The organism is Enterobacter cloacae complex sp. 397G4, assembly GCF_050031515.1.
GTDB classification, from domain to species: domain Bacteria; phylum Pseudomonadota; class Gammaproteobacteria; order Enterobacterales; family Enterobacteriaceae; genus Enterobacter; species Enterobacter hormaechei_C.
In genome coordinates this window covers 2,412,406-2,428,900 of the sequence record NZ_JBLGWE010000001.1, presented here as the reverse complement: position 1 = coordinate 2,428,900, position 16,495 = coordinate 2,412,406, and the positions used below count along the sequence as shown (strand labels likewise).

General features: G+C 52.9%; 15 protein-coding genes. 2 read left to right on the top strand and 13 right to left on the bottom strand.

Annotation, left to right across the window (positions count from 1 at the left end; genetic code table 11):
• Window positions 1-2: 2 nt before the first annotated feature.
• The 4 genes from ACQG1Y_RS11745 to ACQG1Y_RS11730 all read right to left on the bottom strand — a co-directional run bounded on the left by ACQG1Y_RS11745 (window position 3) and on the right by ACQG1Y_RS11730 (window position 4,952).
• Complete coding sequence (locus ACQG1Y_RS11745; protein ID WP_017382355.1) at window positions 3-2,210, bottom strand: peptidase domain-containing ABC transporter; 2,208 nt, start codon at window positions 2,208-2,210, stop codon at window positions 3-5.
• Entirely contained in the window at window positions 2,210-3,463 is a 1,254-nt protein-coding gene (locus ACQG1Y_RS11740) for an HlyD family secretion protein (RefSeq protein WP_032624257.1), read from the bottom strand. Before ACQG1Y_RS11740 ends, ACQG1Y_RS11745 begins: the two co-directional genes overlap by 1 nt.
• A gap of 14 nt (window positions 3,464-3,477) precedes the next feature.
• Entirely contained in the window at window positions 3,478-4,122 is a 645-nt protein-coding gene (locus tag ACQG1Y_RS11735; RefSeq protein WP_023300106.1) for a CPBP family intramembrane glutamic endopeptidase, read from the bottom strand.
• A 497-nt stretch (window positions 4,123-4,619) separates the two neighbouring features.
• The gene (locus ACQG1Y_RS11730; RefSeq protein ID WP_071591736.1) at window positions 4,620-4,952 is read right to left on the bottom strand and encodes a hypothetical protein; all 333 of its coding nucleotides are present in this window, start codon (window positions 4,950-4,952) and stop codon (window positions 4,620-4,622) included.
• A 444-nt stretch (window positions 4,953-5,396) separates the two neighbouring features.
• On the opposite strand from ACQG1Y_RS11730, the gene ACQG1Y_RS11725 reads away from it, so the two are divergent.
• Window positions 5,397-5,945, top strand: coding sequence for a GNAT family N-acetyltransferase (locus ACQG1Y_RS11725; protein ID WP_023303733.1), 549 nt, complete (start codon window positions 5,397-5,399; stop codon window positions 5,943-5,945).
• Here ACQG1Y_RS11725 and ACQG1Y_RS11720 read toward each other — a convergent pair.
• The 8 genes from ACQG1Y_RS11720 to sad form a co-directional block, all read right to left on the bottom strand.
• Entirely contained in the window at window positions 5,933-6,847 is a 915-nt protein-coding gene (locus ACQG1Y_RS11720; protein WP_003857155.1) for a bestrophin family protein, read from the bottom strand. The two genes, ACQG1Y_RS11725 and ACQG1Y_RS11720, sit on opposite strands and share 13 nt — an antisense overlap.
• Before the next feature lie 201 nt (window positions 6,848-7,048).
• Window positions 7,049-8,500, bottom strand: a complete 1,452-nt coding sequence (locus tag ACQG1Y_RS11715; protein WP_316350727.1) for a tagaturonate reductase — start codon at window positions 8,498-8,500, stop codon at window positions 7,049-7,051.
• A 117-nt stretch (window positions 8,501-8,617) separates the two neighbouring features.
• Window positions 8,618-9,145 (bottom strand): GNAT family N-acetyltransferase, encoded by a 528-nt coding sequence (locus ACQG1Y_RS11710; RefSeq protein ID WP_086524474.1) that lies wholly within the window; start codon window positions 9,143-9,145, stop codon window positions 8,618-8,620.
• Window positions 9,146-9,227: 82 nt separating this feature from the next.
• Window positions 9,228-10,193: a sensor domain-containing diguanylate cyclase gene (locus ACQG1Y_RS11705; protein WP_023296617.1), complete on the bottom strand. Its 966-nt coding sequence runs from the start codon at window positions 10,191-10,193 to the stop codon at window positions 9,228-9,230.
• Window positions 10,194-10,251: 58 nt separating this feature from the next.
• Window positions 10,252-10,614, bottom strand: a complete 363-nt coding sequence (locus tag ACQG1Y_RS11700) for a DUF4186 domain-containing protein (protein WP_368740417.1) — start codon at window positions 10,612-10,614, stop codon at window positions 10,252-10,254.
• Window positions 10,614-11,540 (bottom strand): glutaminase B, encoded by a 927-nt coding sequence (gene glsB / locus ACQG1Y_RS11695; protein WP_003857165.1) that lies wholly within the window; start codon window positions 11,538-11,540, stop codon window positions 10,614-10,616. Before glsB ends, ACQG1Y_RS11700 begins: the two co-directional genes overlap by 1 nt.
• 62 nt (window positions 11,541-11,602) lie before the next feature.
• Window positions 11,603-13,192, bottom strand: coding sequence for a methyl-accepting chemotaxis protein (locus tag ACQG1Y_RS11690; RefSeq protein WP_133982752.1), 1,590 nt, complete (start codon window positions 13,190-13,192; stop codon window positions 11,603-11,605).
• Between the two features lie 127 nt (window positions 13,193-13,319).
• Window positions 13,320-14,702, bottom strand: coding sequence for a succinate-semialdehyde dehydrogenase (gene sad, locus ACQG1Y_RS11685; RefSeq protein ID WP_032669892.1), 1,383 nt, complete (start codon window positions 14,700-14,702; stop codon window positions 13,320-13,322).
• Between the two features lie 99 nt (window positions 14,703-14,801).
• Here sad and ptrR point away from each other — a divergent pair, with 99 nt between their 5' ends.
• On the top strand, window positions 14,802-15,680 hold the full coding sequence (gene ptrR, locus ACQG1Y_RS11680) for a putrescine utilization regulator PtrR (RefSeq protein ID WP_017382364.1): 879 nt from the start codon (window positions 14,802-14,804) through the stop codon (window positions 15,678-15,680).
• On the opposite strand, the gene ACQG1Y_RS11675 is transcribed toward ptrR, so the two are convergent.
• On the bottom strand, window positions 15,677-16,489 hold the full coding sequence (locus tag ACQG1Y_RS11675) for a PhzF family phenazine biosynthesis protein (protein ID WP_032648302.1): 813 nt from the start codon (window positions 16,487-16,489) through the stop codon (window positions 15,677-15,679). The genes ptrR and ACQG1Y_RS11675 overlap by 4 nt on opposite strands.
• Window positions 16,490-16,495: the final 6 nt, after the last annotated feature.

The window sequence follows — 16,495 nt, the reverse complement described above, 5'->3', positions numbered from 1 at the left end:
GGTTAATTTTTTGCCATCACGTCATTAGTATATTCACAAACAGACTCGCCATTATTGACTGTATGCTGGAGATTCAGCTCCGTTAAGTAGCCGTCTGCCAGATACAAAACCCGGTCTGCAGAGGCTATGGTTTCCGGGCGATGGGCTATCAGCAGAACAGGAAGCCCCAGTTGACGTAAGGTCTGGCTTATCCGGATTTCACTCTCAACATCAAGGTGGCTGGTCGCTTCATCCAGTAACAGGAATCCCGGTTTCTTGTACAACGCCCTTGCCAGCAGAATGCGTTGTTTTTGTCCTCCGGAAAGCCCTCCGCCGGTTTCACCAATCAGCGTCTGATACCCCATCGGCATTGCCATAACATCGCTGTCGATAAGTGCCAGTCTTGCGCACTGGATCATTCGTTCATAATTTCGGTCATCACTGAAAAAAATAATGTTATCTGCTACAGAACCTTTGAAAAGATGGTCATCCTGCAGTACGGTACCGATACGCTGACGAACCTGAAAATAATCCGGATGCGTATGCAATATGCCAAATGCCCTGATCCTGCCCTCATCAGGGATGTGGATCCCAAGGATAAGCTTCACCAGTGTCGTTTTCCCGCATCCGGATTTACCTGTAATGGCAACGACTTCTCCGGGATTGAGTGTCAGCGACACCCCGCCGATTATCGGATTTTCCCCTCCCTTGTGGCTGAAGATGATGTGCTCAAGTACTAGAGGAGCATGAGCATATTCATCCATCTCCCTGCGGGATACAGAAGGAATGTGCGAAGCGTTGTTATGCTCACGAAAAGGCTGTTGCTGAAGGCCTTCTGTCGGGGTCAGTACAATATCAGCCAGTCGTTCGTTGTAAACATCGAGCATACGCCAGGAAAAAAACTTATCAGTCAGGCTACTGATACTGGAAGAAAAACGCGTCTGATAGGATAAATAAGCAACCAGCATGCCGACGGTGAAGGTTCCATTCAATACCTCCCCGGCGCCTTTCCACAAAATGATTGCTGATACCACGCTGCCGGTAAGAGTGTGAGCAATGTCATAGCACATCAGCAGACGGCTCTGACGCAACTGCGTATTTCTGCGGGCAACGTTGAGATTCAGCCAGGCGGCCTCACGATGTGCCGTCACACCGTTAATTCTCAGGCTGAGGATCCCGTTGAGTGTTTCAAGAAAATGCCCGGACTCCTTGGCACCTGCATCCCAGGCATCTTCTGCCGACTGTCGAAGGGACGGATACCACAGTGCCCTCAACACACCATAGAAAATGGCTGCAAGTACGGCGATCAATGTCATTTCAGGACTGTACAGCAGCATCATGCAAAGCGCAGTCACCACGAGCAACACATCCAGAATACCTTCCAGCACTTGCGTAGTCAGCGCCTGCTGGATGGTATCTACCGCCTCAAAACGAGCATTAATACTCCCCTTACTGCGTGCATCAAACCAGGCCAGAGGAAGATGGACCAGATGATGGAAAACCCGTGCTGTCCACTGCATGTTAAAATTGACGGACAGTGTAATACTCGCCCACTGGCGGGCCAGTGACAGCAGCATCTGGGTCAGTGACATCAGCAGAAGCGCAATAATAATGACGGTCAACAAACTCTGGTCGGCAGCCACCAGGACTTCATCAATCACCAGCTGGTTGAGAAGCGGGCTTCCCAGTGTCAGGATTTCGAGTGCCACGGCAAAAACGATAATTCGCGACATTGCCGACAACAGACCCGGTGTTTTACCTGTCAGTTGGCGCAGATGGATTTTTTTCCTTTCATCCCGAGCGGTAAAATCACTGGCTGGCATCAGCTCCAGCGCGACGCCGGTGAAATGTTTTCCAGCATCCTGTAGGGAGAGCGTTACTTTTCCCTTTTCCGGATCATGAATAACCAGCCTGCTTCCGCGAACTTTATGTAGCACAACAAAATGATTCATGTTCCAGTGGAGAATACACGGGAGAGAAAGGGATCTTAGGTCCTCAAGCTCCAGCCGAACTGCCCGGCTGGATAATCCGATACCGGCCGCACATTCAGTCAGTCTCTGCAGGGTCATCCCTTGTGAGCTGATACTGAAACGTTCGCGCAGTGTGGGTAAGTCTGTTTGCAGACCATGCCAGCAGGCCATCATGACCAGGCATGCCAAACCACATTCCGCTGACTCTGTCTGTCGGGTGAGAGGAAGCTGTTTTCTCCCGGTCCATTTGAGTGTATCCATCACAGCTTTCCTTTCAGGCTCCAGAGCGGCTCAGTCAGCCACTCCCACAAATTGCGGGTATCCAGGCTGACATCCCCCTCAAGAACCATGCCGGGGCGCAGGGCTTCCTGTTTCCCATAAGCCAGAATAAAAGTATTTTCAGGTTCAACGATGACGCGGTAATGACCTTCATTCTCCTTCCAGGTCACAGGAGATACGGAGAGTAAATCAGAAGATGTCAGCGTTGTATGGCTTATTTCACGGATAGTCCCGTACTGCACACCAAACTTCTGATAGGGGAAGGCAGAGAACCGCAGGGCAACACGCTGCCCCGCCTGAATAAAGCCAGCATTCTGACTGGTAGCATAGAGTTCTATCTGCAAACGGGCATTGTCGGGAATGAGGGTCATGACAGGTTCAGATGCCCTGACAGACTGTCCCTGTCTGACCAGCACAGCAGCAACGGTTCCGGATACCGGTGAAGTCAGCGTGAAATTTTCCTTACCTGCCAGTTCGTCCTGCTGTTGCCTGATCACCTGCAACTGCCTGTCCATTTCAGCCTTCCGGCTTTCACCCTGAACGATGAGATGGTCAAGGTCGTCTTTAGCAGCCTCCATCGCGGTGTGCAGTTGCAGAAGCCCCTGACGCTGATCCTCAACGTTTTGCTGTGACGTTGAAACGTCAATCTGCTTCTGCTGGTATTCGATATCTGATACGTAATGCGTATCAGCAAGTTTCTTATAGCGCTCCATAACAGACACGGCCAGCGCAGCCTGATGCACGGCAAGTGACAGACGCTTTTCTGCACTTTTAACCTGAGGTTTCAGGGAAACTATTCGCTGTTGTATGGCATGCTGCTGCTGACTGTTGTCACGCAATTCCAGGGTCTGTTGAGAAGTCAGCATTGTAAACTGAGTTTGTAGGGAAAGTCTTATAGCAGCGAGTGTACCTGCCCCCTGTTCGTTGAAATGTTCACCGCTGATATGATAAAGAGTCTCACCGGCAATAATGTGTTGACCTTCTGAGGCGGTCAATTTGGTTACGTAGCCAGCATATTGAGGAGTGATTTTTACCAGCCCGGATGAGGGCATAACGATTCCGGAAAGGTGAGCCTTACGTGTATAGCTACCATAAAGAATAAAGAGTATCAGGCACAGAAATATGAATAACGTTGTGAGTGCGCTTACTGATAAACCGAATGACGCAGGTAAGACAATCTCACCATAATCAGAATCTGTTTGATGATTTAAAGCCTCTTCCCTGAAGATATTCATATCCCAAATACCCTTCAAAAATTTAACGACAAAACAAAAGCATTCATGCACGAATGAATTATAATAGGATAAAAAAGCCCTCTGCTTCTTATTCTAACTATTAATAGCAATATTGACACCAAAAAAAGAATGGATTGATCTAAAATGTTATAATACTGTCCATGCATCAGACAAAAAGACAATGAAGTCAATATACATGGGATAATATACTTTTTATTAAAAATTGAGTGGAAAACACCGAAGATACAGCCCCTGTATATAATCTCCTCATAATATGGGACTACGAAGGTGGCTATTATAAATGCTATAAAACTAATATGGGAAGGTCCATAATGATATAAATTATCCCTGTAAAGATAAACATTATACTGAACCAGCAAAATGACAAACAACACAACAATAGAAAATTTTATTGAAGTTAAATCTCTACTTGGGCGTAATTTAAAACCATCCAACTTCCTTAAGTAAAAAATATACAAGAAAAATGCAATTGAAAATTCCGCAATAAACAATAAGAAAAATGACACATCGAGAGTAAGATAGCGGAGGGTTATGGATGGCGATAACGTAATTATTATTGAGATAACAGACGCAATAAAAAGAACAATTACGTTTTTCTTACTATAAATGAATGGATAGACATGCCTAAAGATTATCATGTTCAACCTATTATTAATTCATATTTTATATAAGAATCAACAAATATGGCTATGATATCGTAATCATTTTTTGATATCATGCACTTTAACTTCAGTGAACATTTGTAATGATTCCATTCTGCAACACAACAATTTTTATCGGAGTGTACTTTATTTACTTTTAAACCTATTCATCAAGTTAACGCCCCATCGAGTTACTGCTATTAATACAATCAACGCAATAATAAACCTTGATATAATCCCTGGCCGTGATACTTCGTCAAACTCAAGAACTTCAGCGTATTTCAAAAGGGTAAATGCGATAATGAAAAAAAATAAGTAAATTAGGAAATTTAAAAATTGTTTCATGCTTAACCCGATACTTGTGATTACATTAACTTTATCAAAAACAATAGCTCATCATGACTACTTCGAATAATCATTAAATATCGAAACACCTAGAATAACATTCAGTTATAATGAGCTTTTAAATTATTATCACACACAACTCAAATTACTTACCAACGGCATTGTCCGGGGCCGTTGTAATTATTACTTTTATCTTTACTACCACGATCTGAAAAACTTTCTTTTGTGCACTGGCCAGCTATAGCTCCACCAATTACCCCAGCGGTCATACCCACTGGCCCCCCAGGAGAGCCGGCGATTAGACCACCGATGATTCCTGCGCCGCATGAGTCAACGCCCTTGTAAATAGAGCCATTGTTTCCTTTTGAATTACCAGGTTTAGAGCTGGTGTTACGACTACCGACACCTTCATAATTACCGCTTCCATTGCCGCCACTTACTAATGCTATCTCATTAAGGCTTAATGCTCTTATATTCGACATAAATCATCTCCATTTAATTTAGTTTTGCATTTTGTGCTAAAAAAATATCTTATATTACTTAATGTAAAGAAAGTGTATTTATGTAAGCAAATGTAAATAAGCTATTGAACTTCGTAAACCGTAGCTCCATTTGGGAGCAGTTCAGCTCCTGCATGGGCAGGCCTATAACACGAAATCGACCTGGAGGTACGGTAATGTTCAGGCATCTTTTCTGACGTCCAGCGCGCAATCACTTCTGCGTCGTAACAGATTTTACAGCCATGGCGCATCGCTTCGTTACGGACGTGCCAGAGTGTTTCGGCTTCTTCGGGCCTGGCTTTTCTTGGCATTACATACTCCTTTATGGATAAATCTGAATAACAAAAGCACGACCAACTGGAATGTGATATTGATGAAATATCAGAACCCAAACAAATGATAACGCTCAAATATGGAGATCACCGGATGACGATACCCACGCTTACGACAGAACGCTTATTACTTAAACCCCTTGTTGCCGCCGATGCCGTCCAGATCCAGCAACGCTATCCCCGCTGGGAGATTGTCCGCTATATGGTGGCTTCAGTCCCCTGGCCCTACCCGGAAAACGGTGCAGAAAATTATGTTAATAACGTTGCACTACCCGATATGGCCAAAGGGATTGCGTGGTTCTGGACGATTCGCCGTCGCGAAGCGCCTGACGAACTGATGGGGTTGATTTGCCTGTATGACGTGGAGGACAACAACCGGGGCTTCTGGCTCGCACCGGAATTTCAGGGCCAGGGATATATGCGCGAGGCGAGTATTGCAGCCACGGACTACTGGTTCAATACGCTCAATAAACCGGTGTTACGCGCGCCGAAAGCGGCGGCCAACAGCCGCTCCCGACGAATTTCAGACAGCAGCGGCATGCGGCTCATCAGGACGGAGAAGAAAGCCTATGTCAGCGGCCTGCTGGATTCGGAGCTGTGGGAAATCACCCGCGATGAGTGGAATGCCCGTCAGGTCAGCTGATAATGCTTATCCGGCATCAGTCTTTCAGGGATGTTCTCTTCATCGTTCATCTGCAACAGATCGCGCTCCATCATGTTGCAGATGGCGTCCAGCGGCAGATCGTTATCTTCCGTCCCAAACGGATCTTCCAGCTCTTCCGCCAGCGTATCCAGCGAGATAAAAGTGTAGGAAATCAGCGCAGAGACAAAGGGCGTCATGTAATGCAGATCAACTACCAGCGCAAACGGCAGCATGATGCAGAACAGATACACCGTCCGGTGCAGGATCAGCGTATAGGCAAACGGGACTGGCGTATTGGCGATACGCTCACAGCCAGCCAGCACGATGGACATATCATTCAGGCGGTTGTTGAGGCTGTGAAACAGGATGTCTGAAAGGTGCCCGCTACGCCGCCGTACGGCCAGCCACTCCCCCATGATCAGCAGGATACGGTTCGCTGGCGAGTTGGCGTCCATCACTTTGCGTAAATCGTCTGGAGCCAGATAGCGGGACAGCTGATCGGCATTGGTTTCTCTGCGCAGGGTCATACGCAGACAGTTAGCAAACGCGATTTGCAGGCGGACAAACTCTCCAAGATGTTTATCATCCGGCAACGTGTTTTTTACCTCGCGAAACAGCGAGCGCGCCGCTATCATCAACTGCCCCCAAAGCAGACGTGCCTCAACGTAGCGGGAATAACAGGCGTTATTACGGAATCCCAGGAAGATGGCAATAGCCACACCCAGAATGCTGAACGGCGCGACGGTAAACCGAATGCCCAGCGAGGTGTACCACGGCAGCATGACAATCACGGCGATGGAAAGCAGGAAGTTAAGCAGCAGTCGGGTATAAATTTTGGGGAGTACCGAACCATGCCAGACAAAAATCAGTTGCAGCCAGTGCTGTTGAGGTCGAACAATCATAATCAGCTTCAGATAAGTAAAGAGCGCGGCTATTAAACGTGATCCCCCTCACGGTTGCAAGCTTGTTACTAATTCATTGCATTTTCTGACCTGCAAAGCTTTACGCGCACGGTGCTGCATGTGCTTTTTAAAAAAAGAGCACATAGTATGTTGTAACTAAATAGGGTCTGTAAAAAACCCGGCAAACGCCGGGCATCATGATTAGCAGAGCGGTTTCACCGCATCGCGCATGCCTTTGCTTAAAATCGCATCCAGATCCTGCGCAACCTGTTCTACCAGTCCGTTCACCTGAGTCAGATCCTGTTCCCAGTGCTCGCTCACGCTTAACACTGACGATACCAGTTCACGGGTAGTGACCTGTTTGTCGTGATGTTGCGTCCACAACTGCTGGTAACGTTCAAGCCAGTGCGCATCGTCCTGCACCGGATAGCGCTCACCGTTGCGCTCGGCACGGTAAAATGCAATCAGCGCCGCCAGAGCAAAGGTCAGACGTGCTGGCAGTTTGCCGGTCGCCTTCTGCCCTGCCAGCAGTTGCGGCAGAATACGGGTACGGTACTTGGTCATCCCGTTCAGTGCAATCGACAGCAGCTGATGCTTAATGTACGGATTACGGAAACGTCCCGTTACGGCACTGGCGAAGGAGTGCAGCTCGTCGCGCGGCAGATCCAGGACCGGAATAATCTCCTCATAAATAGCCTTCTCTACGAACGCGCAAATTTCCGCGTCGTTCATGGCTTCCCCTACCGTATCCAGGCCGGCCTGAAAAGCGACCGGAACCAGCGCCGTGTGCGCGCCGTTGAGGATCGCCACCTTACGCTCTTTATACGGTTTGATATCGTCAACAATCAGGACATTGAGCGGGTATTTATCCAGGCGCAGTTCCGCTGCAAGTGATTTCGGCCCCTGAATAACAAACAGATAGAAGTGTTCCGCCGTGTCGAGGAAGCTGTCGTGATAGCCCAGACCGGCTTCCAGCTCTGCCACCTCATCACGCGGATAGCCGGTAACAATGCGGTCAACCAGCGTCGAACAGAAAGTGTTAGCATCATTCAGCCACGCAATGAATGCCGCCGGCAGCGCCCACTCCTGTGCATAGCGCAGCACCAGTTCACGCAGGGCATCGCCGTTGTAGTCGATGAGTTCGCAAGGAATGATAATCCAGCCTTTATCCGCTGCCCCGTTAAAGTGGGTAAAGCGCTCGAACAGCAGACGCGTCAGTTTGGCCGGATAGCTGACAGCTGGCGCATCGTCAAACTTATCCCCCGCGTGATAGCTGATCCCCGCCTCCGTGGTATTGGAGAAGACAAACCGCATGTCCGGGTTATGGGCGAGCTTCAGAAATTCATCGTACTGGCTGTAGACGCTGATTTCACGATTCACGGAACGAATAAGACGCGCATCGCTTACCGCTTCCCCCTGCTCATTCAGACCGCGAATAATCGTTGTATACAGACCATCCTGGGTGCTCAGGGACGGCGGAAAATCGCTCTGGATCGGCCGCACAATCACCACACCGGCATTGAGATTGGTATGCTCGTTTAAGAGGTCGATTTGCCAGTCAACGAACGCGCGCAGGAAGTTACCTTCGCCAAACTGGATGATACGTTCAGGATAGCGCGCACCGGGGAAATCACGACGGTTGAGTGTGTTCACAATGGAGGTCCTTTATGATTAGTCATACAGCCTGATAAGATTGGTGTGATAACTTATCAAAACTTCAGGACCATAACCCCTGTCTGGATCAACTCAGGATGCGATGGTGAAAAATAATCACAGAAATTTATAGAACACCGAGGTCGCCGTCATGTCCCCGTTCGGCATCAGGGCGTAGCGTGGGATCTCCCCCGCCTTTTGCCAGCCTGCTCTCTGGTAAAACGTCTCCGCGCCGCTGCCGGTTGAGGTATCAAGCACCAGTACCGTAAGCGCTTTTTCACGTGCAACCGCCTCCAGGGCTTCCATCAGCGCCATTGCCGCCCCTTTACGGCGCGCTTTCTCATGAACCAGCAATTTCGCAACATCTGCACGGTGCGGCTGGTTTTCAGGCTGATCGGTGATCAGCTGGACCGTGCCAACCAGCCCCTGCTCCGCATCAAAACAGCCCAGGACGGTACGCTCGTCGCGCCCGACGCTGTCTGCGACGCCGACCCAGAAGGTTTGGGCTTTCCCGGCAGAAAAAGGCAGCATAAAGCTGACGGAGGCGCCGCCGTTGACACAGTTGATGAGAATATCGTTCAGGGCATCGATGTGGGTGAGGATGTCCTGCCGGGAGAGAGGTTTAATCAGCATGGGAGAGTTCATTGTGCGTCCTTAGGTTGAATCTCTCCACTTTGCTATTAACATTTTTGTAACGCAATAAGTGATGACATAGGATTTCGTTATGTCATTTCTCGCCGTGGTGTTGCCGCTTCATGGCGTACATTTGCGCATCCGCGTGTTTTAGCCATGCCTGCATATCGTTGCGGTGATGATCGAACTCGCTCAGCCCCCAGGAAAACTGTAACGACCAGGGATGCAGCTGACGCGCGTTATACTTTTCCGTTTGTTCAACGAGATACTGCATGGCGATCCAGGCGCCAGGCTCATCGGTATCCGCAAACAGCACCGCGAACTCATCTCCCCCGAAACGTACCAGCAGATCGGCCTCGCGGAACGAGGAACGCATCAGGGCGGCCATCGCTTTCAGAGCTTTGTCCCCCTCCTGATGTCCGAAGCGATCGTTAATGGTTTTGAAATGGTCCAGATCCAGCCAGCCAAGGGTTAAGGGTTCTGCCCGACGCTGCGAAACCGACAGTGCAAACTGCGCAAACTGGTTAAACCCGCGACGGTTAAAAAGCCCCGTAAGTTCATCGGTTGTGGCCGCGCTAACGGCCGCAAATTCATCCTCTGCCAGCGCGCTGAGATCGGCCAGTACGGCGGCATCCGCCGCGGTAAACTCACGAGGCGCGTAATCAATGAGACACAACGATCCCACGCACGCCCCGTCACGTAAACGCAGCGGGAAACCGGCGTAAAAGCGCACGCCCGGATCTCCCACCACCTGCGGATTATCCGCAAAGCGTTCGTCCAGCAGCGTGTCACTCACCACCAGCGGCGCGTCACCCAGGATCGTATGACCACAAAACGAGAGATCGCGAGGCTGGGTGGCAGGTACCTGGCCGTCGGCAGACTTCACGATCGCGGCGTGGTCATCCACCAGCGTAATCATCGCCAGCGGCACCCTGAAAAAGCGTGTTGCCAGCCGCGTAAGACGATCAAACGCGGGGTAATTGTCGATCTCAAGCAGACCGGACTCGCGCAGAGCATTCATACGCTCCGCTTCATTCACGGGAATTTGAGGTGCCTTCATAACGTCTCCTGACGCTGAGCATTAGTAAAAGCGTAGCTTAAACAGAGACATTGTCAGTTCAGGAGGCACGATTTACCTCTATGACCAGCCAATGATGGATTACGTTGACGATATACTGTTGTTGCTGCGCACTCAGCGGCACGCCATGCGGGATAGCGTGCCACTTAGCCAGACAGCCCCGACAGCAGGTTGCCGTGGCATGCTGGGCGATAAAAACCGGATGGCCGCGCATTGGCGTCTGCTTACCGTCATTCACCGGGTGTGCAGGCGCCAGCCGCGCGGCGACAAAATCAGCAGCATGCTTATCGATAGTCTCCGCGCCCTTATCCCAGCAGTATTGCCGCTCTTTCGTCCCTAAATGAAATCGTGAACGGAACGTGGAGCGAGCCAGGCGCGCGAACAGAGGATCTAACGTGGACATCAGTATACGGACCGTCCAAGGCGTTTGGTCAGCTGTTCCAGCGCCGCCACGCCCGCCAGTGAATTTCCGGTCTCGTCCAGTTCCGGGCTCCAGACGGCAATCGCCATCTCGTGAGGGACAATCGCCACGACCCCACCGCCAACGCCGGATTTAGCCGGCAGCCCCACGCGCCAGGCAAACTCCCCGGCATTCTGATACATCCCGCTGGTTGCCATTAAGGCGTTGATCTGCCGGGCCTGCATCGGGGAGACAACGTCCTCGCCCAGATGCGGGGCATGGCCCTGATGCGCCAGAAACAGAAAAGTCTGCGCCAGTTCGACGCAGTTCATCTTCAGCGCGCAGTAATGAAAATAGTTTTGCAGCACCGTGGCGACGTCATTATGAAAGTTGCCGAAGGACTTCATCAGCCAGGCGATGGCGGCGTTACGTGCAGAGTGTTCAAACTCAGAGCGCGCTACCACCGGATCGTAGGCGATGTCCTGCACGCCGGAAAGCTGCCGCACAATCTGGAGCATCCGCTGGCGCGGCGCGCTCAGCCGGCTTTGCAGCATATCGCACACCACCAGCGCCCCGGCGTTAATAAACGGGTTACGCGGCTTACCCTGTTCGATTTCCAGCTGGAGAAGGGAGTTGAACGGCTGACCGGACGGATCTTTGCCTACCCGCTGCCAGATCTCCTGCTCGTCATACTGGCGCATGGCGGCAACGAGGCTAAGCACTTTTGAGATCGACTGAATCGAAAAGCGCTCAAGCGCGTCTCCCGCCTGAAAACGCTGACCGTCGACAGTACAAATGGCGATACCGAGCTTATTACCGCTGATCGAAGCCAGCGCGGGAATGTAATCGGCAACCTTACCCTGCCCCAGTAACGGACGAACCTGCGCCAGAATCTCGTCCAGCATCTCATTATGGATGACCGCAGCCACACTTTGCTCCTTGCCCTCAGGCTAAAACGGGCTGCGAGTATAACAGAGGCTGATACGTCACGTCAGGCAGGGAGACGAAAACGCGAGACGGCCTGCAACAAAAGATCGGACTGCTGATGCAGGCGCTCAGAGGCATTTGACGCTTCGCTAACCAGCACATCTGTCCGACGCGATACCTGATTCAGCGCCTGAAGCTGACGGGTCATCTGATGAATGCTGTCCCCCTGATTCAGGGTGGCCAGCGAAATATCATTCAGCAGGCTGCTCAGATTCGCCACCAGCCCGGTGACCTGTTGCAAATTCTCTTCCAGACGGTTTACCACCTGAGAACCTTCTTCAATGCCCTGTAGCGAGTGGTTAATTAGCGCCTGGATGGTTTGCGTAGAGTGACTGCTTTTTCTGGCCAGCAGCCCCACTTCCCGGGCAACCACCGCAAATCCGCGCCCCTGCTCTCCTGCATGGGCGGCTTCAATGGCAGCATTGAGGGCGAGAATGTTGGTCTGAAACGCCACGCTGTCGATCATCGCGACGATCCCGCGCATCTCCGAGGATCGGTCGACGATCGTCTGCATCGAGCCATTCACCGCTGACATCATTTGCTCCCCACCAGCGGCAGCCTGTCGGGCTTCATCCGCGCGCGAGCGGGCGAGTTTAGCATAACCCGTGTTCCCCTCAACGTGGGTTTCGAGATCGGCGATGTGGGCGGTCACCTCCTCCAGCTCTTTGGCCTGTCGCGTAGACTGCTGATAAAGCTTCTGATTCCCCTGCGCAAGCGATCCGATATTTTCAACCATGGAGGTAGTGGCCTCGCTGACCTGGGTCACCAGTTGCTGGAGCCCGCGCTGCATGGCGGTAATACTGCCGCTGAGCTGGCTGATTTCACGGTTAAAGCGCACAACGTCAGGCGGCGTGCCTGACAAATCCCCTGCCGCAAGCTGGTTAATCTGGATAATCAGACGGCGTAGCGGGGATATCACCCACTTCGCCATTCCGAACCAGACGGCTATGGCAATGGCCAGTAGCACCAGCGGCGCAAACAGGAACAGACGTTGCAGACCTGAGAGTTGTTCCATGAGCGACTGACGCCCCTGTATCGTCTGCTTCTCACTCCGTTGCTGATAGCGTGCGAAATTGTCATTAAAATCGGTCTGAAACGCCTGGGCGGGTACGGCGAAAAAGAGGTCGATGCTGTTGGTTTTCACCAGCCCCTCCGCCTGCTCCCGGATGGCGTCGAAAAACAGCTGATAGCTGTTAACCAACCCCTTGTCTTTCGGCGGATTAAGCGCGAGCCAGGCCTGCCATGCCTGCTGTGACGCCGCCAGGGATTTTTGCGCCTCGTCCATCAGGCTATGCCAGCTCCCTTCCGAGCCGGTCTCCTTGTCCTGCATAAAGTACACGCCGGAGCGGTTGAGCAGATCGCTGGCCGCCAGCAGAGAAATACGGGCCTGATCCAGCCTGCTCTGCTGCTGCCAGGCCAGCTGATTGCGCTGTTCGTTACGCTGGGCTTCATTCAGGGAGGCGGTCAGCAGGAAAGAGGAAGAGAGTTGCAGGGCGGAGAAAAGGCCAATAATACAAAAGATGCCGGTCAGCATGCCAAACTGACGAGGGATAAAGCGCGGCGCAAGACGACTAAAAATTTGCGTTAGGTTCATAATTTTCTTCTGTAACAATACGTTAGACGCGAGCGAGTCTACGAAACGAAAATGACAGAACCATTACGCAAAAATGACAGGAAACGTGAATTGCCGGGTAGCGGCCTGGCCTTACCCGGCAACAAGACTAGACGCGATCCTTCCACACCGTCTGCACATTACAGAACTCATGCAGGCCGAAATGAGAAAGCTCTCGCCCGAAGCCGCTCTTCTTCACCCCGCCAAACGCGACGCGCGCATCGCTGGCGCTGTAGCCGTTGATAAAGATCCCGCCGCACTCCAGCTCGCGCGCAAAGGTTTCAGCCAGCGCATCGTTCTCGGTAAAGACCGTCGCCGATAAGCCAAAATCGCTGTCGTTAGCCAGCTGCAATGCGTGCGCCGCATCGTTCGCGATGGTAATTGCCGCCACCGGACCAAACAGCTCCTGACGAAAGGCCGTCATCTGTGGGGTGACGCCGCCGAGTACGGTTGGGGCATAATAGTTACCGGTCCCGGACATCTTCTCTCCGCCCAGCAGCAGGGTCGCCCCTTCCGCCAGCGTAGCCTGCACCTGCTGATGCAGTTCATCACGAAGATCAAATCGCGCCATCGGGCCAATATAGTTATCTTCCTCATCCGGTGCGCCCATCTTCAGCGCCTTGACCGCGTCAACAAAGCGTTGGGTAAAGGCGTCCGCCACGCCCGCTTCCACAATAAAGCGTTTTGCCGCCGCACAAACCTGCCCGGTATTCTGATAACGTCCGGCCACCGCCGCGTTGACGGCCAGATCCAGATCGGCATCGTTCAGAACGATAAACGGATCGGAGCCGCCCAGCTCCAGCACACATTTCTTCAACGCCGCGCCCGCCTGCGCGCCAATTGCCGCACCAGCCCGAACGCTGCCGGTTACGGTCACCGCAGCGATACGACGATCGTTAATCGCCTGGCTGACGCCGTCATTCGTCGCGTTCACCCAGCCAAAGACCCCCTCCGGGAAACCGGCATCCGCGAATACCTTCCCGATCAGCTCCGCCGAGCCGAGCACATTAGGCGCATGTTTAAGCAGATAGCTGTTCCCTGCCAGCAGGATCGGCACCGCACCGCGCAGCACCTGCCAGAGCGGGAAGTTCCACGGCATCACCGCCAGAACGGGCCCAAGCGGACGGTACTCAATCACCGCATTTTCGACCTGGGTAGATTCCGGGTGCAGCATCGCCGGGCCGTGTTCAGCGTACCAGTCGCAAAGGCTGGCAGACTTAGCCACCTCCGCACGCGCCTGCATAATGGGCTTGCCCATCTCCCGGGAGATAGTCTGCGCCATCTCTTCCGCACGACTACGCAGCGCCGCACCCAGATCGCGAAGTTTTTGCGCCCGGTGCGCCACGCTTTCGCGTCGCCACTGACGAAAACCGGTATCCGCCTGCGCAATGGCACGCTCAACGTCATGGGACGTTGCCCACGGGTAAGCAGCCAGCGTTTCGCCGGTAGCCGGGTTGACAGAGTGGGCATGGGTAGCAGATGAATAGGTCATGATGTTCTCCACATAATAACAGTTGATTGATTGTGGCCTACTCTGCTATTTCTTAAAAATGAATAATACTCACCACCTTATTCACAATACGAGAACGGTATGGACTTAACTCAGCTTGAGATGTTTAACGCCGTCGCACTGACCGGCAGCATTACCCAGGCGGCGCAGAAGGTACACCGGGTGCCGTCAAACCTCACCACCCGCATCCGACAGTTAGAAGCGGATCTCGGCGTGGAACTGTTTATTCGCGAGAATCAGCGCCTGCGGCTTTCCCCCGCCGGGCACAATTTTTTGCGCTACAGCAAGCAGATCCTGGCGCTGGTTGACGAAGCGCGAATGGTCGTCGCCGGGGATGAACCGCAGGGATTATTCTCGCTCGGCGCGCTGGAAAGTACCGCCGCCGTGCGCATTCCGGAAAGTCTGGCGCGGTTTAACCAGCGCTATCCGCGCATTCAGTTTGCGTTGTCCACCGGACCTTCCGGTACGATGATTGACGGCGTGCTTGAGGGGACGCTCAGCGCCGCCTTTGTCGACGGGCCGCTCTCGCACCCGGAACTGGAAGGGATGCCGGTTTACCGGGAAGAGATGATGCTGGTCACCCCTGCGGGTCACGCAGAAGTATCAAAAGCCACGCAGGTGAGCGGCAGCGACGTGTATGCCTTTCGCGCCAACTGTTCTTACCGGCGTCATCTGGAGAGCTGGTTCCATGCCGACCGCGTCACGCCGGGAAGGATCCATGAGATGGAGTCCTATCACGGGATGCTCGCCTGCGTGATTGCCGGGGCAGGCATTGCGCTGATGCCCCGCTCCATGCTGGAGAGCATGCCGGGCCATCATCAGGTGGCGGCGTGGCCGCTGGCGGAAAACTGGCGCTGGCTCACCACCTGGCTGGTGTGGCGACGCGGGGCGATGACCCGCCAGCTTGAGGCGTTTATCGCGCTGCTGAACGAGCGTCAGCCACCAGCGCCCAGTTGTTAATGTTGAACGTAGTCCTGGAGTCGAAGGAAAATTTTTCCCTTCATATACAGCGTGGCCTGCCCGCCAATCAGCACGCGGTCGCCTTTCAGCTCGCAGCGCAGATCCCCGCCGCGCAAGGAGACCTGGCGGGCCGACATCTGCGTTTTACCAAGCTTTTCGCTCCAGTACGGGATCAGCATGCTGTGAGCTGATCCCGTCACCGGATCTTCCGGCACCCCTTCCCCCGGGCAGAAGAAGCGGCTGACGAAATCATACTCATCCCCCGGCGCCGTAACGCAGACCATTTTCCCCAGCGGGAGCATGGCCGCAATATCCGGCGTCAGCGCTTCCACCTGCCGCTGGCTGTCGAGCACCACCATGTAGTCACGCCCCACACGCACCTCGTCTGCTGCGTTAATGCCCAGCGCGCTGAACAGCACTGCGGGTGGAGTATCGACAACCTCGGTTGACCACGCCGGGAAATTAAGCGTCAGCCAGTCGCCGCTGCGTTGTACCGTCAGATCGCCGACAAAGCGCGTGGTGAAGGTGATTTCCGTATGCGGATAATCCAGGTATTCGAAAATAACGTGAGAAGCCGCGAGGGTTGCGTGGCCGCAGAGGTTAATTTCATCCTGCGTGGTAAACCAGCGCAGTTCAAACCCGTTATCCGTTCGGACAAAGAACGCCGTCTCTGACTGATTATGCTGCTTCGCCATCTTCAGCAGCGTCTCATCCGGCAGCCACGCTTCCAGCGGACACACCGCCGCCGCATTGCCGCCGAACGCCCTGTCGCTGAAGGCATCTACCAGATAAAAATCAATTTCCTGCATCGTGGT

Coding starts and splice junctions, on each gene's coding strand:
- ACQG1Y_RS11725 (WP_023303733.1), top strand. CDS start 5,397: ATGACGATACCCACGCTTACGACAGAACGCTTATTACTTAAACCCCTT.
- ACQG1Y_RS11720 (WP_003857155.1), bottom strand. CDS start 6,847: ATGATTGTTCGACCTCAACAGCACTGGCTGCAACTGATTTTTGTCTGG.
- ACQG1Y_RS11710 (WP_086524474.1), bottom strand. CDS start 9,145: ATGAACTCTCCCATGCTGATTAAACCTCTCTCCCGGCAGGACATCCTC.
- ACQG1Y_RS11700 (WP_368740417.1), bottom strand. CDS start 10,614: ATGTCCACGTTAGATCCTCTGTTCGCGCGCCTGGCTCGCTCCACGTTC.
- ACQG1Y_RS11730 (WP_071591736.1), bottom strand. CDS start 4,952: ATGTCGAATATAAGAGCATTAAGCCTTAATGAGATAGCATTAGTAAGT.
- ACQG1Y_RS11740 (WP_032624257.1), bottom strand. CDS start 3,463: ATGAATATCTTCAGGGAAGAGGCTTTAAATCATCAAACAGATTCTGAT.
- ACQG1Y_RS11705 (WP_023296617.1), bottom strand. CDS start 10,193: ATGAAGGCACCTCAAATTCCCGTGAATGAAGCGGAGCGTATGAATGCT.
- ACQG1Y_RS11735 (WP_023300106.1), bottom strand. CDS start 4,122: ATGATAATCTTTAGGCATGTCTATCCATTCATTTATAGTAAGAAAAAC.
- ACQG1Y_RS11745 (WP_017382355.1), bottom strand. CDS start 2,210: ATGGATACACTCAAATGGACCGGGAGAAAACAGCTTCCTCTCACCCGA.
- ACQG1Y_RS11690 (WP_133982752.1), bottom strand. CDS start 13,192: ATGAACCTAACGCAAATTTTTAGTCGTCTTGCGCCGCGCTTTATCCCT.
- ptrR (WP_017382364.1), top strand. CDS start 14,802: ATGGACTTAACTCAGCTTGAGATGTTTAACGCCGTCGCACTGACCGGC.
- sad (WP_032669892.1), bottom strand. CDS start 14,702: ATGACCTATTCATCTGCTACCCATGCCCACTCTGTCAACCCGGCTACC.
- ACQG1Y_RS11675 (WP_032648302.1), bottom strand. CDS start 16,489: ATGCAGGAAATTGATTTTTATCTGGTAGATGCCTTCAGCGACAGGGCG.